Source organism: Acanthopleuribacter pedis, assembly GCF_017377855.1.
GTDB lineage: Bacteria > Acidobacteriota > Holophagae > Acanthopleuribacterales > Acanthopleuribacteraceae > Acanthopleuribacter > Acanthopleuribacter pedis.
Genome location: NZ_JAFREP010000014.1, coordinates 267,165 through 285,494, shown reverse-complemented (window position 1 = coordinate 285,494; position 18,330 = coordinate 267,165). Strand labels below are relative to the sequence as shown.

Here is an 18,330-nt window from a genome sequence, read left to right as displayed (position 1 = left end):
TTTCGCGGCCTTTTTTATTACCTGCGGCTAAAATAGAAAAACCAACACAACAATTAATGGATCGCACCGTGATTTTGCCCCAATCAGAGTAAACAGATCACCAATCCCACCCATGCACTCAGACGTGCGCCGGCATTTCGCCGCCGGCCCAGGCCCAATTGGTGAAGGCTTGGACGTAGTGGTGCAGGTGGCGGATTTGGCGGATGCCGTGCTCCACGATCGGGTCTTTGGTGCTGGCGAACACCAGGCCGCCGAATTGATCGGTTTGCCAGGTTACGATTTCATCCGCGCGGCTTTTTTGGACGACCCGCGCACCCGGCGGGATTTGGGTATAAACGCCGTGGTGATGCCAGCCGCGATGACGCGGCGCCAGCTCGCCGTAAAGCGGGTGGCTTTCGTCCGTCCAGGTAATCGGTGGTTGGTCTGGACGGTTTTTCCACCAAGTGTTGTCGACGTGGCGTTCTTCCCATTGGGTGTCGGGCAAAAAGCCGTCGGCGTGGTCGCCGAACAGCGCCAAGAAACCGCCTTTAGCCAGGTAGGTTAGGAACTGTTCACGGTGGGCGTGCATTGCCGCGCCGTTGGATTGGAATGGAACCACCACCGCTTGGTAGCCGCTGAGATCGATGTCTGCAAGATCGTGGATGTACACCAGTTCGTAAGCTTTTTTGAATTCGCTTGCCTCGGCAAATAAATGCTGACTCCAGACACCGTTAAAAACCAAACCGATGGGTTTCTTCATGCTTCACTCCTGCAGGCGGCTGCCGCCAAACGCCGGCGCACGGCGTCGAGCGCGTTGTGGTAAAGGCGCGCCAAACTGCCGGGGCCTTGGTCAAGACCGTATTCGCCCAGCGGTCCACTTGCGGTGAGGAACAACAGGCCCGGCGTGGTTTGCGTATCCCACACCGCCACCGCGCGCCGCCAGGAATCGTGGAGTAAGGTGGGCATCGGTTGGTTGTGGGTGGCTTGGATTGAACCACAGGCCCACCAGCCGCTGATCCCTTCCATAAAAATAAAGTCGTCGAGGTTGATTTGGTCGAACAGCCCGGCGGGATCCTCACCCAACCGGTAGCGCACCTCCGCGGTCGGCGTATCGGGATCGGCCACCCAACGGTAACCTGGCACCCAATCGGTGAACCAGCCGTCGAAGCAAAACAAGGCACCGCCGGCCGCGACGAAGTCGGCTACCCGGTCGGCGATTTTGGCCATGGCGATGTGGTCGCTGCCGTTGGGGACCACCAGCACATCGGTATCGGTCAGATCGGGGTTGAAATCACGGGTTACGGTCAACGGGGTGTAAAAGGGTTCTTCCCGGTTTTGGAAGGCTTTGGCGAGTCCCTCGATTCCGTTGTCGATGTAAGCGACACGCAGCGGCGGGGCGACAACTTGAACCAAATCTATACCTCCATCACGGCGGCACCGGCCGGCGTGTGGTGTTTGTCGAAAAACTCGTCACACCACAGGCAGATGTTTTCCAGCGCCCGCGCACGGCGCGCTCCAAAAGCGCGGTCCAACCCGAGGCTTTCGCCCATGCCGTAAGGATCGCCCTGATTTAACTTGCGGTAGACCGGCGAATCGGCAACCCGTGCCAGGACTTCCGCCACCTTTTCGCGACGCGCATCGCCAAGCGGGTGTTTGGTACCGGGGCAACAGGGGTTGATACGCCACAATTGAATGCTAATCTCCTGCGGCAGCTCCGTACCGCCCAAAAAGCCGCGACCCCCGGACAAAATAGAACAGAAGTTATGGTCGCCGTCGCGTTTCCAAATGTTCTTTTGCAGCGCACGCCCGCGTGCCCAATTGCCGCCGAGCCACATATCCTCGGTCGCACCCCAAAAGCCGTAACTCGCCTTGGGTTTGACGTAGTTCTCTCTTTTGATCAACGGATCTTGTTCGTCGCCGGACATGCCACGCGATTCAAACAGTTCCACCAGTTGGGTGCGCCGCGTTCCCTGATGCTTGTGATAGCGGTCAATCGAAGCAATATCGATGCGGGTGACACCCAATGCCAAGACCCGGTCCAGCCGTTCCGGCGTCAGGAGATCGCCGTTGGTTTGCAACATAATTTGGCAGGAATCGCCGTAACGTTCCTGTAGCGCGGCCAAAATCGCGTACAGCTTTTCCCGTTCGGTAAAAGGTTCGCCGCCCGAGAGAATGATGCGGTCGCAACGCGCGGGCAGGTTGGCGACAATCGCCAAGCACTCCTCGGTGGAAATCACCGCGCCGCGTGGGCCGGATTCGTTGTAGCAATGATCGCATTCGTCGTTACAGCGCTGGGTAAACACCCAATACAGTGATTCGCAATGGTCGAAATCGGTTTTAATCATGGGCGCGTCGGTGGGGGTCGCGTCCGTCATGGGCACTCCTCGGCAGGGAAAACAGGTTTCGCGTTGAGAAAACCGCGAGACACCTTTGAGATCAGGAAACAAAACACATAAAAAATGTGTTCTTATTCTACAACAGCCGAACCGACCTTTTTCTTCCGGTCGGAACAGCTTATAATCCACCGAAAGGCCCTTCCATGACCACCCGCGGAGAACCCGCGCCATCACCGTTAACCCTTGAACACCTGAACAAGGGTTTCGGCGAGGAACGCATCCTGAACGACATCTCCTTGACGATTTACGACAAAGAAACCACCGCGGTGCTGGGCCGCTCCGGCAGTGGCAAAACGACCCTGCTCAAGATCATCGCGGGTTTGGAATCACGCGATAGCGGTCACATCCGCGAGGGCGCACGCGACATCGCCGCGGAGCCGCCGCAAAAACGCGGCTTTGTCTACCTCTACCAAGAACCTTTGTTGCTACCTCACCTCAATTTGTACGAAAACATCGCCTTCGGCTTACGCCTCCAAAGACGTCCCGCCGCCGAAATCGAGGAACGGGTCACCGCCATGATTGAGGAGCTAGGCTTAAACGGGCACCGCCACAAAATGCCCAATGAACTTTCCGGCGGACAACGTCAGCGCGTCGCCTTCGGGCGCGCACTGATCGTGCATCCAAGGCTGCTGTTGTTGGATGAGCCCTTCAGCAGCCTCGACGGCGAAATTCGCACGCGCATGCAACTGCTCTACAAACGCGTCGCCCGCCGTTTTCAAATCACGGCGCTGTTTGTCACCCACGATTTGAAGGAAGCCCTGTTAATGGGTGATCGGTTCGCGGTCATCGAAGACGGCCGCCTGACCGCCTACCCCGACCGACGCGCGTTCATGATGGACCCACGCAGCGGCGTCTCAGCCGAAAAAGCGTTCTGGGAAAACCTGGAAATGGACTAACACAAGAATTTCTCGTTAATCACCTCCTCATATCCCCTAACAACACTTGCTTGCATCAATCACTATAATCATTCTGCACTTATATAACTAACTTTTCCAACAACGCCAACACATAACAAGCCGGTCCCATCACCATAACCCATGTTATCGTCACCAACTTCCACCCGGCCCTCAAAACAACCCGCAAGCCCACCACAATGAGGTGTTTATGATGCCTGGCTACGACGTAAATTTTCTAGATGGGTACCCAATCCCACTCCCTACTTTTTCAACAGAACTTGATCTGGAAATCCTACGAAACCAAGGCGATTTGCGCGACGACATGATCGCCGATTACATCCACTATTCCGTGGTCATGAACCAGCACGAAAACAAACGCTCACTGGTCTTCTCGGCTCTTAATATCAACCAAAACCACGCGCGCAGCACCGACCGTACCAACCGTTGGAAGATCGACCGGCGGATTGGCAGCGAGAACCAACTCAACAACGACTACTACCACGACAACCCCTGGGACCGCGGTCACATGGCCATGCGCAACAACACCTCCCACGGCGCAACCCTGCAAGAGGCACAGCGAGCCTCAGACGAAACCTTTTATTTTTCTAATTGTTGCCTCCAACACAAAAACCTCAACCAAGACGAGTGGCTGTCGCTGGAAGAGTGGGTCGGCAAACTTGAGCTGGACGCCGACGGCCGCATCACGGTTTTTTCCGGCCCCTTCTACGGCCGCCACGACCGCACCATTCGTCCCAGCGGTCGTACCACGGCGCTGATCCCGGCCGGGTTCTGGAAACTGATCGCCTTCAAGAACAAAACGGAAGGGAACCTTGAAGTCCGTGCCTTTGTCATGCACCAGGACGAGGAGACGCTTTTCGACAGAAGGGGGCGCCGCCGCTACACCAACCAGTCCTACCAGGTAACGACCACCGAAATCGAGATCCTGACCGGCTTGCAGTTCATCGACATCTTGTATGAAGCCAACCCCTTGTATTTTTCTGAACCGGATGAGTCAACCCGCACAGATACCAACGTGGGTGATACCCCCGAGGCCAACGAGGTATCCGGCAGCGGCGACATTGTGAACCAGGGTCAGACCCGCCAAACGGTCAAAGACGACATCGTGGATGTCTTCATCTCCATGGCCATGGTGAACCCGGAGGGTCGCGATGAAGCCAAAGAATGGATCGCCCTACTCAACATGGGCAGTGAAACGGTGGATCTCACCGGCTGGACCTTAACCGACAACAGCCAAAAAACCATCAAGCTCGACCAAACACGCTTGGCCGATGGGTCTACCCTCAAACCCGGGGAATCCCGGGTCATCCGCCAATTGGGCGAAATAAAACTCTCCAACAAAAAGGACCTGATCATTTTGAAAGACCGTGATGGCGCCCGCGTGGACCGCGTCGATTACCTGCCTCATATGGTCAAACCCGGAAAACCCGTCCTATTCCTCACACCACGCGATACCTTAAACTAAGGCCGCGAAAAACCCGCCTCAGTTTTGGGGCGGGTTATTCCGGCGCCACCATCGCTTCCAATTCCGACCAACGCTCGTACATGGTTTCGACCTTCTTCTGCTGCACGGCGACTTTTTCGTAAAGCTCGGCCAGCAAGGCGCTGTTGGCGGCGTTGGCGGGATCGGCCATTTCGGTCTGAAGGCTTTCGAGTTCGGCTTCTTCCTCGAGAATGCGTTCTTCCATCCCGTCGTATTCCCTTTGATCCTTGTAACTTAACTTCTTGCGCTTGGCCGGCTTGGGCGCCGCCGCTTTCACCGGGGTCGCTTCTTTTTTGGGTTTCTCCGGGCGAAGCTGTTTGCTCAGCTCGCGTTCCCACTGTTCGTAGTCACCGTAGCGCGCCCAGGTACCGCCACCATTTAAACCGATATACTGATCACAAACCCGCGACAGCAAGTAGCGGTCGTGACTCACCAGCACCACCGCGCCGGGAAAAGCGCCTAACGCGGCTTCCAATTCTTCCAAGGCCGGGATGTCGAGGTCGTTGGTGGGTTCGTCCAGCAACAACACATCTGCTTTGATGAGCATCAAACGCGACAACAACAAACGTGCCTGTTCGCCACCCGACAACAAACGCACGGGCGTTTCCAATTGCTCGTTTTTGAACCGGAACCGCCGCGCCCAAGTGACAACATGAACCGAACGATCACCAAACATGACCGAGTCACCGGTAGGTGAGATGGCGTTCTTAAGTGATTCCTCGGGGTTGAGGCGTTCGCGGTTCTGGTCAAAATAGGCGACTTCTAGCTGGGCGGCATGCCGCAAGGCGCCTTGTTGCGGCTGGATTTCCGCCAGCAACATCTTCAAAATCGAGGTTTTCCCAGTCCCGTTTCCACCCAAAATCCCCAGCCGCGCGCCTGGCGACAACACCCAATCGAACTTGTCCAAAATCACCTTGTCCCCGCGCAGGAAGCGAACCTCTTTGGCTTCAATCAGCTTTTTGGTTTTGCGGTCGGAGGCGGAGAAATCCATTTGCACGCGGTCACTAAAACGCCCGCGCGCCTTCACTTCTTGGTAGTTCTCCATCAGTTGGTGGGCCGCATCAACACGGTACTTGGCTTTGGTGGTGCGCGCCTTGGGCTGACGACTCAACCATTCGGTTTCGCGACGCAACTTGTTGCTCAGCGATTCTTCCAATTTGGTACGCGCTTCTAAGACCGCCGCTTTTTGGTTCAAAAAATCGCCGTAGCCGCCTTCATGACTCAAGACGCCGTCTTCATAAATCGGCGAGATCTCGGCCACGCGTTTGACGGTCCGTTCCAAAAAGAAGCGATCGTGGGAGATGAGCACCCAGGTGAAATCGGCCTGACGCAAAAAGGCTTCAAGCCACAAGATACCTTCAATATCGAGGTGGTTGGTGGGTTCGTCCAACAGCAAAACCTGGGGATCGGCAACCCGAGCGGCGGCAATCGCCAAACGTTTCTTCCAGCCGCCGGAAAGGGTGGCGACTTTTACGTCGAAATTCTCAAACTCGGCCATGCTCAGGTGAATTTGGGCTTGGATCAACGCCTCGTTCTCATCCAAACCCGCGTCTCTCCCCGCGGCGACAGCTATCTCGAGCACCGAGGCGGTTTCGGGGAACCGCGAGACCTGATCAATCTTGGCCAAACGCAAATGGCGGCGAAACACCACCTCGCCGCTGTCGGGTGTTTCCTGGCCGGCTAAGATCTTGAGCAAGGTGGATTTACCCACGCCGTTCGGCCCGATCAAACCAAGCCGATCCCCCTCAATCACATTGAGGTTCAAATGCTCAAAAAGCGTCTCCACCCCGAACGACTTCGCCAAATCACGACAACTGACCAGTACCGACATCCCAACTCCTTCCAGGAACCCATGAGGTTTCGGGCCACAGTTTACACCAAGGACGTCCGCGGGGGGGAACAAGCGCCGCAATGTTGCTTGGTCGGGCTTTTCGCTGGATGCGCTGCTTGGCTTGGGATTCGTTCCTTCTGGATGCGCTGCTTGGCTTGGGATTCGTTTTTTCTCAGGATGCGGATGGTTATTTCGTTCCTTTTTCACCCGTTCCCGACACGAATGGTGCCGTTACTTCGAGGAACCCGCTTATGCGTCGGCAGAAACCCATTGCGACCAACGCTAGGGTCAACGGGCCCAAGTAGGTTCTATCTTTTGTGCTTACCGCATTTTGTCCCCCAAAAGCCTTTCGAAGTCCAGCAGGTTTTTGGGGGACAAAATGCCCCCGTTTCACGTGGACGTTGCCGCGGCCGCCAGGCCGAACCCAGTCCAGGTTAAAAGAAAAAGCCAAGCCCGGCCGTCCCAAACAAAAAAAACCCGCTTCCACGGCCATTGCCATTCCGTGGAAGCGGGAAAATTCCCGTTGGAGAGGTGGGAGTAGGATGGAGAAACAAGAGTCTAGGGTAATCAGTTCATTCGGTTAAATTGCTTCTTTGCGAAAATGCAACAACACTTTTAGCGTGCCGACGGTTTTCAGCGCGGGGGCCGTGTGGGCGGGGGAGGAACAAAAAGTTAGAGCTTCACGACCCCGGTCGCCAAGGAGAATTGCCAGGCGGCGAGATAGGCTGATTGGCGTTCGTGATCCTTGAGGGGTTTGCCCCATGCTGATAAGAACCAATCATATACAGCCATCGGCGAGTTAAATTTGGGCAAAAATGCTTTGCGGGACCACATAAATGAGGAGAACTTGCGAACGTTTTTTTCTGAGTCGATCATGGTGCCTCCTATTGCTTGCGCCATTCATCGTAATTCATCGGAAAAGGAACCGCGGCTTCCGGGTGCGCCGTGAACGCGACCGGTTATGATAAATAACGTTTGGCTTCGAAAAAAGGTCTACAAAAAAGCATTCATTTACACAAGCGTTACAATTTAACCCTTGACGAAATCTTACATTTTTGTTTCCAAAGGCCCTGCACCCCCCATCAGTCCCGTCCGCTTTCACTTGGCCGGCAACGTTTTTGCTCTGAGAATTCTTTTGTCCTCCCGCCTACACACGAACATTTCACATGTCCTTCATCAACGCCTCATTTTTGGAATTGTAAAGGTTCCACCACCCGGCTTAGCGGCCCTCGGCGTTGGTATTCGCCTGAGAACCAAACCGCGAAGGTGTTCATTTCTCAGGTTTTATTCATTTCATGACATATAAAGGAGGTCCTTCATGGTTGTACGCCGTTTATGGATCCTATTGCTGCTTCTGGGTTCTTTTCCCACACTCGCCGTCGACGATCCCATCATGATCACCCACATCCCGCACCCGAGCGGCGCCTTCCGCGCGGACATCTTGCTGGAGAACCGCGCCTCGGAATCCCGCCTGCTGGAAATGACCGTCTATGACGCGCTCGGCGCCGATCTGGGCACGACCACCCAAATGGTGCCCGCCAACCAGGTATTGCTCCTCGACAGCGCGTCGCTCCACGAAAACGGCACCGCCGCCTACGCGGTGCTCACACCCGACGCCCCCCTCGAAATGGGCATCACCTACAGCAATGCCGCCACGCCCAACGCGGTGGCCTACCAACCCGCTTTATCGCGACCCGCCAAAATATGGCGTTTCAACCAAGCCGATGCAGCCCAACTCTTCGAGGGTTTGGTGTTTGTCAATCCCGAATGCGGCGCCATCAATCTGACCCTGCACCAGACCCAACGCGACGGCACCCCGATCCTAAGTGAACCCCTGGCGCTTGAGGAAACAAGCAAAAAGCTGGTGTTGGTGCTTTCCACCTATTTGGACAACCATCCCGGCAGTGTGATCACCATTGAAAGCAGTGATTTGCTGTATGCGACCGCCCTGCGCGGCGATCACAACGGCGGCACCCAATTCCTGGGCACCAACCATTTGCGCACACTCGACCCCTGGCAAGAAGCACGCGAACGGATGGTAAAAAGCCGCGCCCGTTGGCAGGCAAGTGGCTTGACCGATTCCTATACTTACGTACTCGATGCCACCTGTTCCTGTCCCGAGGCCGCCGTCCTGCCGGCCCGCATCGCGGTGCGTTACGGCCAAATCGTCAGCGCCACCGACATGAGCACCGGTGAGGCGCTGGATCCACGCACTTTTGGCGATCTGCTGACCGTGGATGATGTGTTTAACCGCGCCGCGGCCGCGCTCGACGGCAGCTACACCGACATCTTGCTGGAGTACGACGACGACCTGGGTTACCCAACCCTGATCGGTTTAAATCCCAAGCGCTGCCTGATCGATGATGAAACCAACTACACGATCAGTGAATTAGAAGGCCTGCGCTAACCCCAAACGGAACCCTTTTTCAAACGCTGCCAAATCAGGGTTATGATTTGCCAACGTATGTTCGCCCGCGTTTCTCGCAAAACGTTTTGCAACAAAACAAAGACACGCGCGGGGAAGGTTCACCATGAGTGTTTGGTTCGTCCTATCGGCCCTGTCATTATTAGGTAACCCCACCTTGCCGCTCGAATGGCGGCAAGGTGGCAAAACCACCCAAATTTGGACCATCCCCATCCCGGCCGCGCAAAATCACGGTTTTGGGTTCCACGACGCACCGGATCGTGAGAAAGGTCAACGGATCGGTGCCTTTTGGTCACCGCACCAATACCAGTGGATGGTGAACGGCGGCTATTTTGAGGCCGACTTCTCACCCAGCGGGTATTGCCGCATCGACGGTCGCGACCTCAACACCCGCGTCAATCCCAAGCTCTCCGGTTTCCTCGCCATCGACGCAAGCGGCCGACTCTCCATGCACACGCGGTTACCGGATCGAACCCGCTATCCCACCATTCTGCAGACGGGGCCGCACATCATCGATCCCGGCGGCAACGTCGGCATTCGCCGCCACACCGGAAGGATCGCGGCGCGCACGGTGATTGGCCGCCGGACGAACGGCGATTTGTTGGTACTGGTCACCGCCCCCATCGACCTTTACGATTTGGCCCAGCTCGTCAAACAGGAAATCCCCGACATCGAACGCCTGCTTAATTTGGACGGGGGCCCCTCGACCGCCTTGCGTCTCGGCGATATCCGCATCGACAACCTAACCCCGGTGCGCAACTATCTCTATAAGAGGAAGCAAACCCCACCGACGCCATGAGCCCGCCACGGCCGGCGGGTCGCGCATTTTTTCCGTTTCATCCTTCGCAAGTGGGCAAATTCCAACTAGGATGGGGTACACACCTCAAACAACAGGAGTTCGCCATGCGTCGTACCGGCCTTTTTGTCCTTATTTGCGCGCTTTCCGCCTTCGCGGTCGCCCAGGAACGGATGATTCCCCACCTAACCGCCGCGGACGGCGGCTTCGCCAGTACCCTATATTTAGAAAACACCTCGGCGCAACCGCGCACCTGGACCCTCACCCCCTACGACCGTGACGGCAATGCGCTGCCGGCGGTTGAAGGCACCCTGGAAGGCCGCGCCCAATTCTCGCAAGCCGCCGCGACCTTGGTCGGCGAAACCGCCGCCCATCTGGTCATCACGGGTGAGGACATCTCGGCCACGGTCGCGTACGTGGCCGAGGCCGGCGGCGGCAGCCCGGCCCACGTCGCCGAAACCAACGAACAGGCCACCCGCCATCGGTTTTTCGCCGGTGATTGGAACGCGATCTTTGACGGCGTCGCGGTCGTGAACACGGGCACGGAAGCCGCCGATGTCTGGATCGCCCAAATAAACGCGGAAGGCACGGTCGTGCAAAGCGCACGGGTGGCCGCGGCCCTCGCCCCACGCGCCAAGGCACTGTACGTGCTGGGTTCCCCCGACGGCTCGGCCTTTGACGCCGCGGCCGGTTCCCTCTACGAGGTGTATGCCACCGTACCGCTGGCCATGACCGCTTTACGCGGCAACCTCCCCGGTTCCGATTACCTATGGGCCAACCCAACCCGGGTCGGCGGCACGGCCCAAAGCAGCCGCGACAGCGAAGGCGTGTGGCACATTGAAAACGGTAACCTCTACGATGTGGTCGAAATGATGGGCTACAACATCGCCACCGACCGCCTGTGGCAACTGGAAACCTTCCGCCGCCTGGCGCTCGGAACCCTTTCGGAAGTCCCCTTGGTCTCCAACGCGGGCACGCTGGAACAGGATCGTTTCGCCCGCACCACCGGCTATTCCATGGAGGAACTGCAACAAGGCGTCGCCGAGTTGGCGCCCGAGGCACGCGCCGCGGTGCGCGGTTATGTCGACGGCGTGAACCGCCGCCGCGCCGAAGCATTGGCCGACCCCGATTTACTGCCGGTCGAATTTAAAGCGGTCGGCATTCAACCCGAACCTTGGCTGGAAACCGATGTGCTCGCCGTCCTGGTCACCCTACTGCGTTCCTTCGATCCCCAGGATTTCGGCAGCGGCCAACTCCAAAACGCGGCCCTGCTGCAACAGCTCGAACAACAGTTCCCCGACCAAGCGGCCACCATGTTCGCCGATCTGCGCCCCCTCAACGATCCCGACGCGCCCACCATGATTCCAGCAGGACCCGGCGCCAAAACAGCGGGCACCGCGAGCAGCGAACCCGCAACCCAGGAACCCGGTCGACTGCGCACCGACATCAACTTCGCGGCGCTCCACTACGATTTCGAGACCCGTTTTGCCCTGCGCGAACAAATCCAGCGCGAGCTCAACGCCAAAATGAAAATGGGCAGCTACGCCTGGGTCGTCGCCGCCGAGCACACCCAATCCGGCAACCCCATTCTCTACTCCGGGCCGCAAATGGGGTTCATGACGCCGTCGATTGTGGTGGAAGGTTCCGTGCGCGGCGGCGGCATCCATATCTCGGGCGCCACCGTGCCCGGCATTCCCGGCATCATTGTCGGCCGCACCCCCCACCACGCCTGGTCGATGCAGGTCGGCCACGCCGATACCATGGACCTCTACATCGAGCCGGAACTGGGCGAGGTCCACCGCACCGAAACCATCCGCGGCGCCTTCGGCGAAGAAACCCAACTCGACGTCTACCGAAGCAACCACGGTCCCCTGATCAACACGGACCCACCCACGGCCTGGCGCTACGCCCACTGGGGTTACGAGTTCGACACCATCCAAGCCTTCTACGACCTGGCCAAAGCGGAATCGATGGACAGCTTCGGCGAGGCCCTGACCCGCATCGGCGTCAGCCAGCACTTTTGCTACGCGGACCGCGACGGCAACATCGCCTACTGGATGAGCGGACGCGCGCCGGTGCGTCCCGAGGGCGAGTACCGCTTCCCCCAAGGCGCCGTGGCCGGCGCCCCCATTCTCGAATACGACCTCGAAACCGTGCATCCGCTGGTCCACGACCGCAACACGGCCCAGGGTTATTACGGCGGCTGGAACAACAAGTCCCGCGCCGATGTGGCCAACAGCAACGTCGACAACGACCGCTACTACGGCCCCTTCCACCGCGCCCTTGTGGTCGACAACCACCTGCGCGACCTGGTCAACGCGGGCAACATCACCTTTGAAGACGTGCGCGACATGGCCCTCGCCGTCGCAAGCACGGAACGCCACCTCGCCCCCTCGCGCGCGATCCCCTTCACGGCATCGACCCCGCTCGGCAACGGTTCCGGCGGCGGCAACCCCTGGCCACTCCTGCGCGACGGCTTCACGGCGGCGGTCGCCGCAAACCCCAGCGAGGCACGCAACGCGGCCGTCGCCCTGCTCGACAACTGGGACGGTTACTTCGTCGACGGCGGCCCGAGCAACCACGTCGCCGGCGCCGACCGCGCCGACGCCTGGATGCTGATGGACGCCTGGGTGCGAAGCGTGTTAACCCGAACTTTTGAAGAAATCGCGGGCATCGGCTCGGGCGACCACATCAATACCTTCATCCGCGGGCTCGACAGCGGCACAACCCTAACCAACCAATACGACTGGTTCACCAACGCCGACGCAAGCGCACCGCAAACCCGCGCGGCGGTGATCGTGGCGGCGCTGGACGACGCCCTCGCGGCCCTGGGCGAACAGCCCTGGGGCACCGGCCTGCGCGGCACGATTAACTTCGAACACCCGATGCTGTCGTTGCTCACCGGTCGCCCGCTGCACAGCATGCCGTTCAGCAACCGATCCACCTACGCCCAATGCGTGGAAGTCGGAGAAACGGGCCCCGTCCGCATCGAAAGCATGTTCCCCCTGGGCGAGTCGGGCAACGCCTTCGGCGAGGGGTTCACCTTCGAACTGGACACCCACGTGCTCACCATGACCCCGTTCTACGACGACTTCTCCCACCGTCCCTTTCCACTGTTCACTGAGAACGAATAAGACCAAAGACTCGCGGTTGGCAACGCCGCCGCGATCACCCCGTCCCTTCCTTACAACCTGTTAGACCAACCTCAGGACTGCTAACCGGGCGAGATTCAGGTGTAACCCCGTGGGTTACAATTCCTCGTTCTCCGCCGCCTCCCAACGCACCAGGCAACTACAAGCAGCTATATTTAAACAGCTTAGAGGCGCACCTCACCCGAGTCGTGTTGGCATTACTTGTGCAATTCTCCAAACACTTTCTGGAACCACCCAAGGTTCAAATACGATTTTGGAGGTATTTCTTGCCAACCATAGCAATTCAGAACATCGACACCCTTTCCCGCGCAACAGCGGGAAAAACCCAAGGCTCCAAACTGGCCCACCAAACCATTCAATTCCAAATTGATGGTACGACCATTGAACACATCAATGGCGATGACTGGCTCAATAAAAAAGATTCTGCACAAGGCATCCGAAACACCATTTCCTCGGGGCCGGTCCGCAATGACTTAGAGGCAGCGGTTCGCGAAGCATTGAACATGTGGGACTTCGATACACCCTTGGTATGGGAAATTCTTTCGCGCCTTTACCTTCCCCACGCCCATTCGTGCGATTGGATTACCGATTCATCCACAACACCCTGGTTTCAGTTTCAATTCTCCTCTCTGGCTCCCAGTGGTTTTGACAATGACACCAGCCACCGACAATTATTCATGCTGCTCAATGTACTTCATGCCGCATCAGAGTGGCGCAACCGAACCATGAGAACCCTCAATATCGAGCGTGCTAAGTATTATGTTCAACAGGGCGCCGCGGTCGCCGAAAAAGAGGCGGTTTTCCAGTGGCCGGTGTTTTTGTCCAAACTGAGACGAATCGTAAAACGAGAGATTCTAGCGGAAAACAGACCAGGAACCTATGAGAACAGCTCGGTAACCTTGAATGACTGGGTATACGAAGCCGCGGCCAAAGCACCCGATTTAAACGCGTTAACTGCTCTAGGAATTTTCACCCTCTTCGGCGCGGACCACCAATTCAGGTTTGCATGTCTTGATCGTGACGCAAGACCCGCGGCAGGTCGACTCGAATGGGGCAAAGACGAGGCGCTAAAACCGGCTCTCAATCATTTCCGTTTCTTGGCTTATCTGGAATGGCGCATTGGGTATGAGTTATTAACCGGAAATGCCTAAAACGGGTTAGCCCGCGTGGCGTTTTGAGAGGGCGCCTCGTTGATTTGTCACCAACACAAACACGCCATGCGGGCCTTTTCTTAGCCCCCTAAATCTTGCGGGCGATGTAGAAGCCATAGCTGTAGTAATCGCAGTATTTGCGATACAGGGCGATTTCTTGTTTTTCCGAGGCGACGAGAGCTTTGGCCACGTCGCTGTTCTCGTATTTTTCGAGGAAGGTTTCGAAGCGTTGCTCCATGGGTTCGTAATAGTGTTCCAGCCAGCAATGCTTGGGTAACACGAAGTAGGCAACGGGAGAAAAACCGCGATCCTCCAACACCGCTAACTTGGCCGAGGCCGTGTCGATTTCGGGATAGGCCTGTGTCCAGTACTCATAAAGTGCTTGCGGACGGACGTCGGTTAGCCAGGTGATTTCGGAGACCAGCAACATACCGTCCGGCTTGAGGAAACGGCGTAATTCGGAAACGCCGGCCGAAAAACCCATGTTGTAGACGGCGCCCTCGGACCAAATCACATCAAAATGTTCCTCTTCGAAGGGTAAGGCGTCCATTGAGGCTTCCAGCGTGGTGATGCGCCCGGCCACGCCGGCCTCCTCGGCCCGCTGGTTCAGCGTTTCCAGAAAGGTGGGCAACAAATCCACCGCGGTAATGTGCACGTCTAGCTCGTTTGCCAGCGCAATCGAGGTGGCGCCGGTGCCGCAGCCGATATCGGCGACTTTGAGCGGACCCGCGTCGCGCAGCCCGGCCAATTCGAGTGCGCGCTTTGTTTCGGTGGGCGAACCCGGTCCCTGCCGTTTGGCGGGCAGGTGTAGATCAATCAGTAACTGAAAGTCGTCCATGCCGATCCCCTTGTCTTTGTGGTTGTTTGCTTGGATTTTAGCACCGCAGCAATGAAAAAAGTTGGACAAAGACCCTTGACAGAGGGAATGCGAAAGGATTTTAATCCACAAATACACATTGAGACTGCTTCTCAATTCATATTTATCGTCCAGGAGCCCATCATGATGCGCAGTTTGCTGCTCGCCCTTCTCCTTTCCCCCATCTTCGCCGCCGAACCGGCCGCCATTCCCCCCAAAGAACGCGACCGCCAGGCCATTCTCGCCCAGGCCGGCACCTATGTCGTCGACTTCCATTTCAAGGAAACCGTTGGTTTTCCGATTGGTTACGACCTCAAACCGGCCTACGACAGCGGCGCTTTGGAAAAGGTCATTGTGCTTGAAGATTCCGCCGACAAAATCGTGCTCCAGCACGTGTTGCAAACCGACCACGGCATCATCAAACACTGGCGCCAAGATTGGCTCTACGAAAACCGCGAGCTGTTGGAATACCAAGGCAACCAAACCTGGCAACAACGCACGCTGACCAAGGCGGAGGCGCGCGGGACTTGGACCCAACGGGTGTTCCAAGTTGACGACAGCCCCCGCTACGAAGGTTTTGGTAAATGGCTGCATATCGGCGATTTGTCCCAATGGGAATCCGAACCCACCAACCGCCCCCTGCCCCGCCGCGAGTACACCAAACGTTCCGATTACCACATCATGGTGGCCCGCAACCGCCAAACTCTGACGCAAACCGGCTGGGTCCACGAACAAGACAACTACAAGCTCAAAATCGGCGAAACCCCGGAAGAGAACTCGGTGATTGCCCGTGAGTTCGGCCTCAATACCTACGAGCGTACCTTGCCCACCCGTTGCGCCGAGGCACAAGCCTGGTGGGACGAGCACCAAAACTTCTGGGCCGACGCCCGCGCGGTTTGGGACGAGGTTTACCAAACCCATCCCACCATCACCTTAGCCAAACAGGTCGACGACAAACCCCTGTACCGCCACCTCTTCAAACTCGACAAAAAACTGGCGGGCAAACGCGGCTACGACTCGGCCAAGGCACGCGAACAAATTCGCGCGGTGATAAACCAATTCCTCAACCTAGAACCCGAAACCACCGCCACCGCCGATAGCTACTAGGAGCCGACATGAAACGATTCGCCCTCTGGGCCTGCCAACTTTGCATGCCGCTCTGCCTGTGGGCGGCGGAAACCCCGGCCGAACCCAAACAAGATGCAGCCACCCTGCTCGAGCACATGACGGTGGTCGCCGAACGCGCGCCCACGACGCTGAACGAAAGTCCCAGCACGGTCACGGTCGTAAACGAGGAACAAATCCAACGTGAAGTGATGACGGACAGCAGCGATTTGATTCGTTATGAGCCGGGCGTCACCGTGGACATGGATCCCGAGCGCCTTGGTTTAAACGGCTTCCGTATCCGCGGCGTCGGCGCCAACCGCGTCCACACCCAAATCGACGGCGTGCGCACGGCCGAGGAATTCGGCTTCGGTCCGCTTGCGATTAACCAATACCAAATCGACGTCGACCTGTTGAAATCGATGGAAATTGTCAAAAGCGCCGGCTCCTCCCTGTACGGCAGCGACGCGCTCGGCGGCGTGGTCGCCTTCCAAACCATCGACCCGGAGGACCTGCTCAGCTACGACGCGCAAGCTTTTAACGGCCGCCTTAAAACCGGCTACGACACCACCACGGAACAAACCCAGGTCAGCGCGGCGGCGGCCTGGCGCACGGGCGCCTGGTCGTTTTTGGCCAACGCGACCTTTCGCGACGGCCACGAGCGCGACAACCAAGGCGACCACGACAGCTTCGACGCCGCGCGCACGACGCCCAACCCCATCGACACGCGGAGCCGTCAGTTCCTGCTGAAAGGGGTGTACCAGGCGAGCCCCGACAACCGCTGGAAAATCACCGCGGAAGTTTACCAAAGCGAAAGCGATACCCAGTTTTTCAGCGGCCAAGGCACGAGCGAACAGTTCGGCGCGCTGCTGACGGTGGCCGATTTCGACGCGGTCGATGAAAAGGAACGCCTACGCCTGAGCCTGACCCAGCAAAAGAGCGGGATCGACGCCCTGCTGCTGGACGGCTACCAATGGCAACTTTACCTCACCCAAGACGAAACCACCCAAGACACGGTGGAACAACGCCGCACACAACGCGGCCCGATGGTCAGCAACGTGCGCCGCAACGGCTCCTTTGACCTGGAACAGGAGGGTTTGGGTTTGGACATCACGATGTCCAAAAACTGGGGCGACAACAGCCGTTTAACCTACGGCTTCTCGGCCAACGAAACCAACTTCGAACAACTGCGCGACCGCACCGAATTCGACCTGGACACGGGCAACCCCGACGCCTACAGCGGCACCTTGGTTTTCCCCACCCGCTACTTCCCGATCAGCGATGTGCGTGAAATCGGCGCTTACGTTCAATGGCAGGGTCACTTTTTCGCCAACCGCGTCACGGTGACGCCCGGCGTCCGTTACGACCGCTACGAGGTCGACCCGGACGAAAACGACCGCATTTTCCTGGAAAGCACCGGCAACGCCTCCGAGCCGGTCACGGTCGACGACAGCGCGGTGACGCCAAAGCTCGGCGCCAAATTCCAAATCAACGAATGGTTGAGCCTCAACGGTTTGTACGCCGAGGGTTTTCGCGCGCCGCCACACCACTCGGTTAACTCGGGTTTCACCAACCTCGCCGGCGGTTACCAAACCCTGCCCAACGGCGATTTGGAACCGGAATCCAGCCGCAACCTGGAGTTCGGCCTGCGCGCCTTGTGGCAACGGTTCTCGGCCCGCCTAACCCACTTCGATAACCGCTACGAGGATTTCATCCAAGACACGGCTTTTGCCGGCGTCGGTCCCGGCGGCATCTTCCTGTTCCAACCCCAAAACCTCGACAACGTCGACATCAACGGCTGGGAAATGGCGGTCGATACGATGCTTGCGGAGCAGTGGCGTTTGCGCGCGGCTTACACCGACATCGACAGCGAGGATCGCGCGACCGGCGCCGAGCTGGACAGCATTGACCCAAGCCAAGGCGTGCTCGGCGTGAATTACGTCGCCGACAGCCGCCAATGGGAAGCGGGGTTAACCCTGACCCACACCGGCAAAAAAAGCGGTCTGGCGGCGGATGAAGCCAACCCGGATCCCTTTGTGCCCGACAGCATCACCACCTTCGACGCCAACTTCGGTTGGTTCTTCCAAAACGGCTGGCAACTCAACCTCGGTCTGTTTAACCTCACCGACGAGGACTACCACCAATGGCAGGTAGTTCGCGGTCGGAGCAACAGCGATCCCAGCTTGGATCGTTTCACGGAACCGGGCCGCAACGCCCGCCTCCACATCCATTACCGCTGGTAA

The 18,330-nt window shown here is 57.9% G+C and carries 14 protein-coding genes; 8 read left to right on the top strand and 6 right to left on the bottom strand.

From position 1 onward, the window contains the following. Positions 1–118: 118 nt before the first annotated feature. From J3U88_RS15645 to J3U88_RS15635, 3 genes are read right to left on the bottom strand one after another with little or no spacing between them, the layout of a single operon-like run. The gene (locus J3U88_RS15645) at positions 119–739 is read right to left on the bottom strand and encodes a hypothetical protein (RefSeq protein ID WP_207859857.1); all 621 of its coding nucleotides are present in this window, start codon (positions 737–739) and stop codon (positions 119–121) included. After that, positions 736–1,392, bottom strand: coding sequence for a hypothetical protein (locus J3U88_RS15640; protein ID WP_207859856.1), 657 nt, complete (start codon positions 1,390–1,392; stop codon positions 736–738). The genes J3U88_RS15645 and J3U88_RS15640 overlap by 4 nt, the downstream gene beginning before the upstream one ends. A 2-nt stretch (positions 1,393–1,394) precedes the next feature. After that, positions 1,395–2,354, bottom strand: a complete 960-nt coding sequence (locus tag J3U88_RS15635; RefSeq protein WP_207859855.1) for a radical SAM protein — start codon at positions 2,352–2,354, stop codon at positions 1,395–1,397. Between the two features lie 164 nt (positions 2,355–2,518). Here J3U88_RS15635 and J3U88_RS15630 point away from each other — a divergent pair, with 164 nt between their 5' ends. Both J3U88_RS15630 and J3U88_RS15625 read left to right on the top strand, forming a co-directional pair. Continuing rightward, a complete protein-coding gene (locus J3U88_RS15630; RefSeq protein WP_207859854.1) occupies positions 2,519–3,271 on the top strand; it encodes an ABC transporter ATP-binding protein in 753 nt (250 codons plus the stop codon). 208 nt (positions 3,272–3,479) lie between these two features. Then, entirely contained in the window at positions 3,480–4,754 is a 1,275-nt protein-coding gene (locus J3U88_RS15625) for a DNA/RNA non-specific endonuclease (RefSeq protein ID WP_207859853.1), read from the top strand. A 34-nt stretch (positions 4,755–4,788) separates the two neighbouring features. Here the strand turns inward: J3U88_RS15625 and J3U88_RS15620 are convergent, their stop codons facing one another. Together J3U88_RS15620 and J3U88_RS15615 are read right to left on the bottom strand one after the other, a co-directional pair. Next, positions 4,789–6,603, bottom strand: a complete 1,815-nt coding sequence (locus J3U88_RS15620) for an ABC-F family ATP-binding cassette domain-containing protein (RefSeq protein ID WP_207859852.1) — start codon at positions 6,601–6,603, stop codon at positions 4,789–4,791. Between the two features lie 672 nt (positions 6,604–7,275). Further along, positions 7,276–7,479: a hypothetical protein gene (locus J3U88_RS15615; RefSeq protein WP_207859851.1), complete on the bottom strand. Its 204-nt coding sequence runs from the start codon at positions 7,477–7,479 to the stop codon at positions 7,276–7,278. A 442-nt stretch (positions 7,480–7,921) separates the two neighbouring features. On the opposite strand from J3U88_RS15615, the gene J3U88_RS15610 reads away from it, so the two are divergent. The 4 genes from J3U88_RS15610 (at position 7,922) to J3U88_RS15595 (ending at position 14,127) form a co-directional block, all read left to right on the top strand. Next, complete coding sequence (locus tag J3U88_RS15610; protein WP_207859850.1) at positions 7,922–9,010, top strand: DUF6174 domain-containing protein; 1,089 nt, start codon at positions 7,922–7,924, stop codon at positions 9,008–9,010. A gap of 124 nt (positions 9,011–9,134) precedes the next feature. Beyond that, entirely contained in the window at positions 9,135–9,827 is a 693-nt protein-coding gene (locus J3U88_RS15605) for a phosphodiester glycosidase family protein (RefSeq protein ID WP_207859849.1), read from the top strand. A gap of 104 nt (positions 9,828–9,931) precedes the next feature. Continuing rightward, positions 9,932–12,958, top strand: a complete 3,027-nt coding sequence (locus tag J3U88_RS15600; RefSeq protein ID WP_207859848.1) for a penicillin acylase family protein — start codon at positions 9,932–9,934, stop codon at positions 12,956–12,958. Positions 12,959–13,242: 284 nt separating this feature from the next. Continuing rightward, entirely contained in the window at positions 13,243–14,127 is an 885-nt protein-coding gene (locus J3U88_RS15595) for a hypothetical protein (protein ID WP_207859847.1), read from the top strand. Between the two features lie 88 nt (positions 14,128–14,215). On the opposite strand, the gene J3U88_RS15590 is transcribed toward J3U88_RS15595, so the two are convergent. Then, positions 14,216–14,965 (bottom strand): class I SAM-dependent methyltransferase, encoded by a 750-nt coding sequence (locus tag J3U88_RS15590; protein ID WP_207859846.1) that lies wholly within the window; start codon positions 14,963–14,965, stop codon positions 14,216–14,218. Between the two features lie 162 nt (positions 14,966–15,127). Here J3U88_RS15590 and J3U88_RS15585 point away from each other — a divergent pair, with 162 nt between their 5' ends. Next, positions 15,128–16,090 (top strand): DUF6607 family protein, encoded by a 963-nt coding sequence (locus J3U88_RS15585; protein WP_207859845.1) that lies wholly within the window; start codon positions 15,128–15,130, stop codon positions 16,088–16,090. A gap of 8 nt (positions 16,091–16,098) precedes the next feature. Next, a complete protein-coding gene (locus J3U88_RS15580) occupies positions 16,099–18,330 on the top strand; it encodes a TonB-dependent hemoglobin/transferrin/lactoferrin family receptor (RefSeq protein ID WP_207859844.1) in 2,232 nt (743 codons plus the stop codon).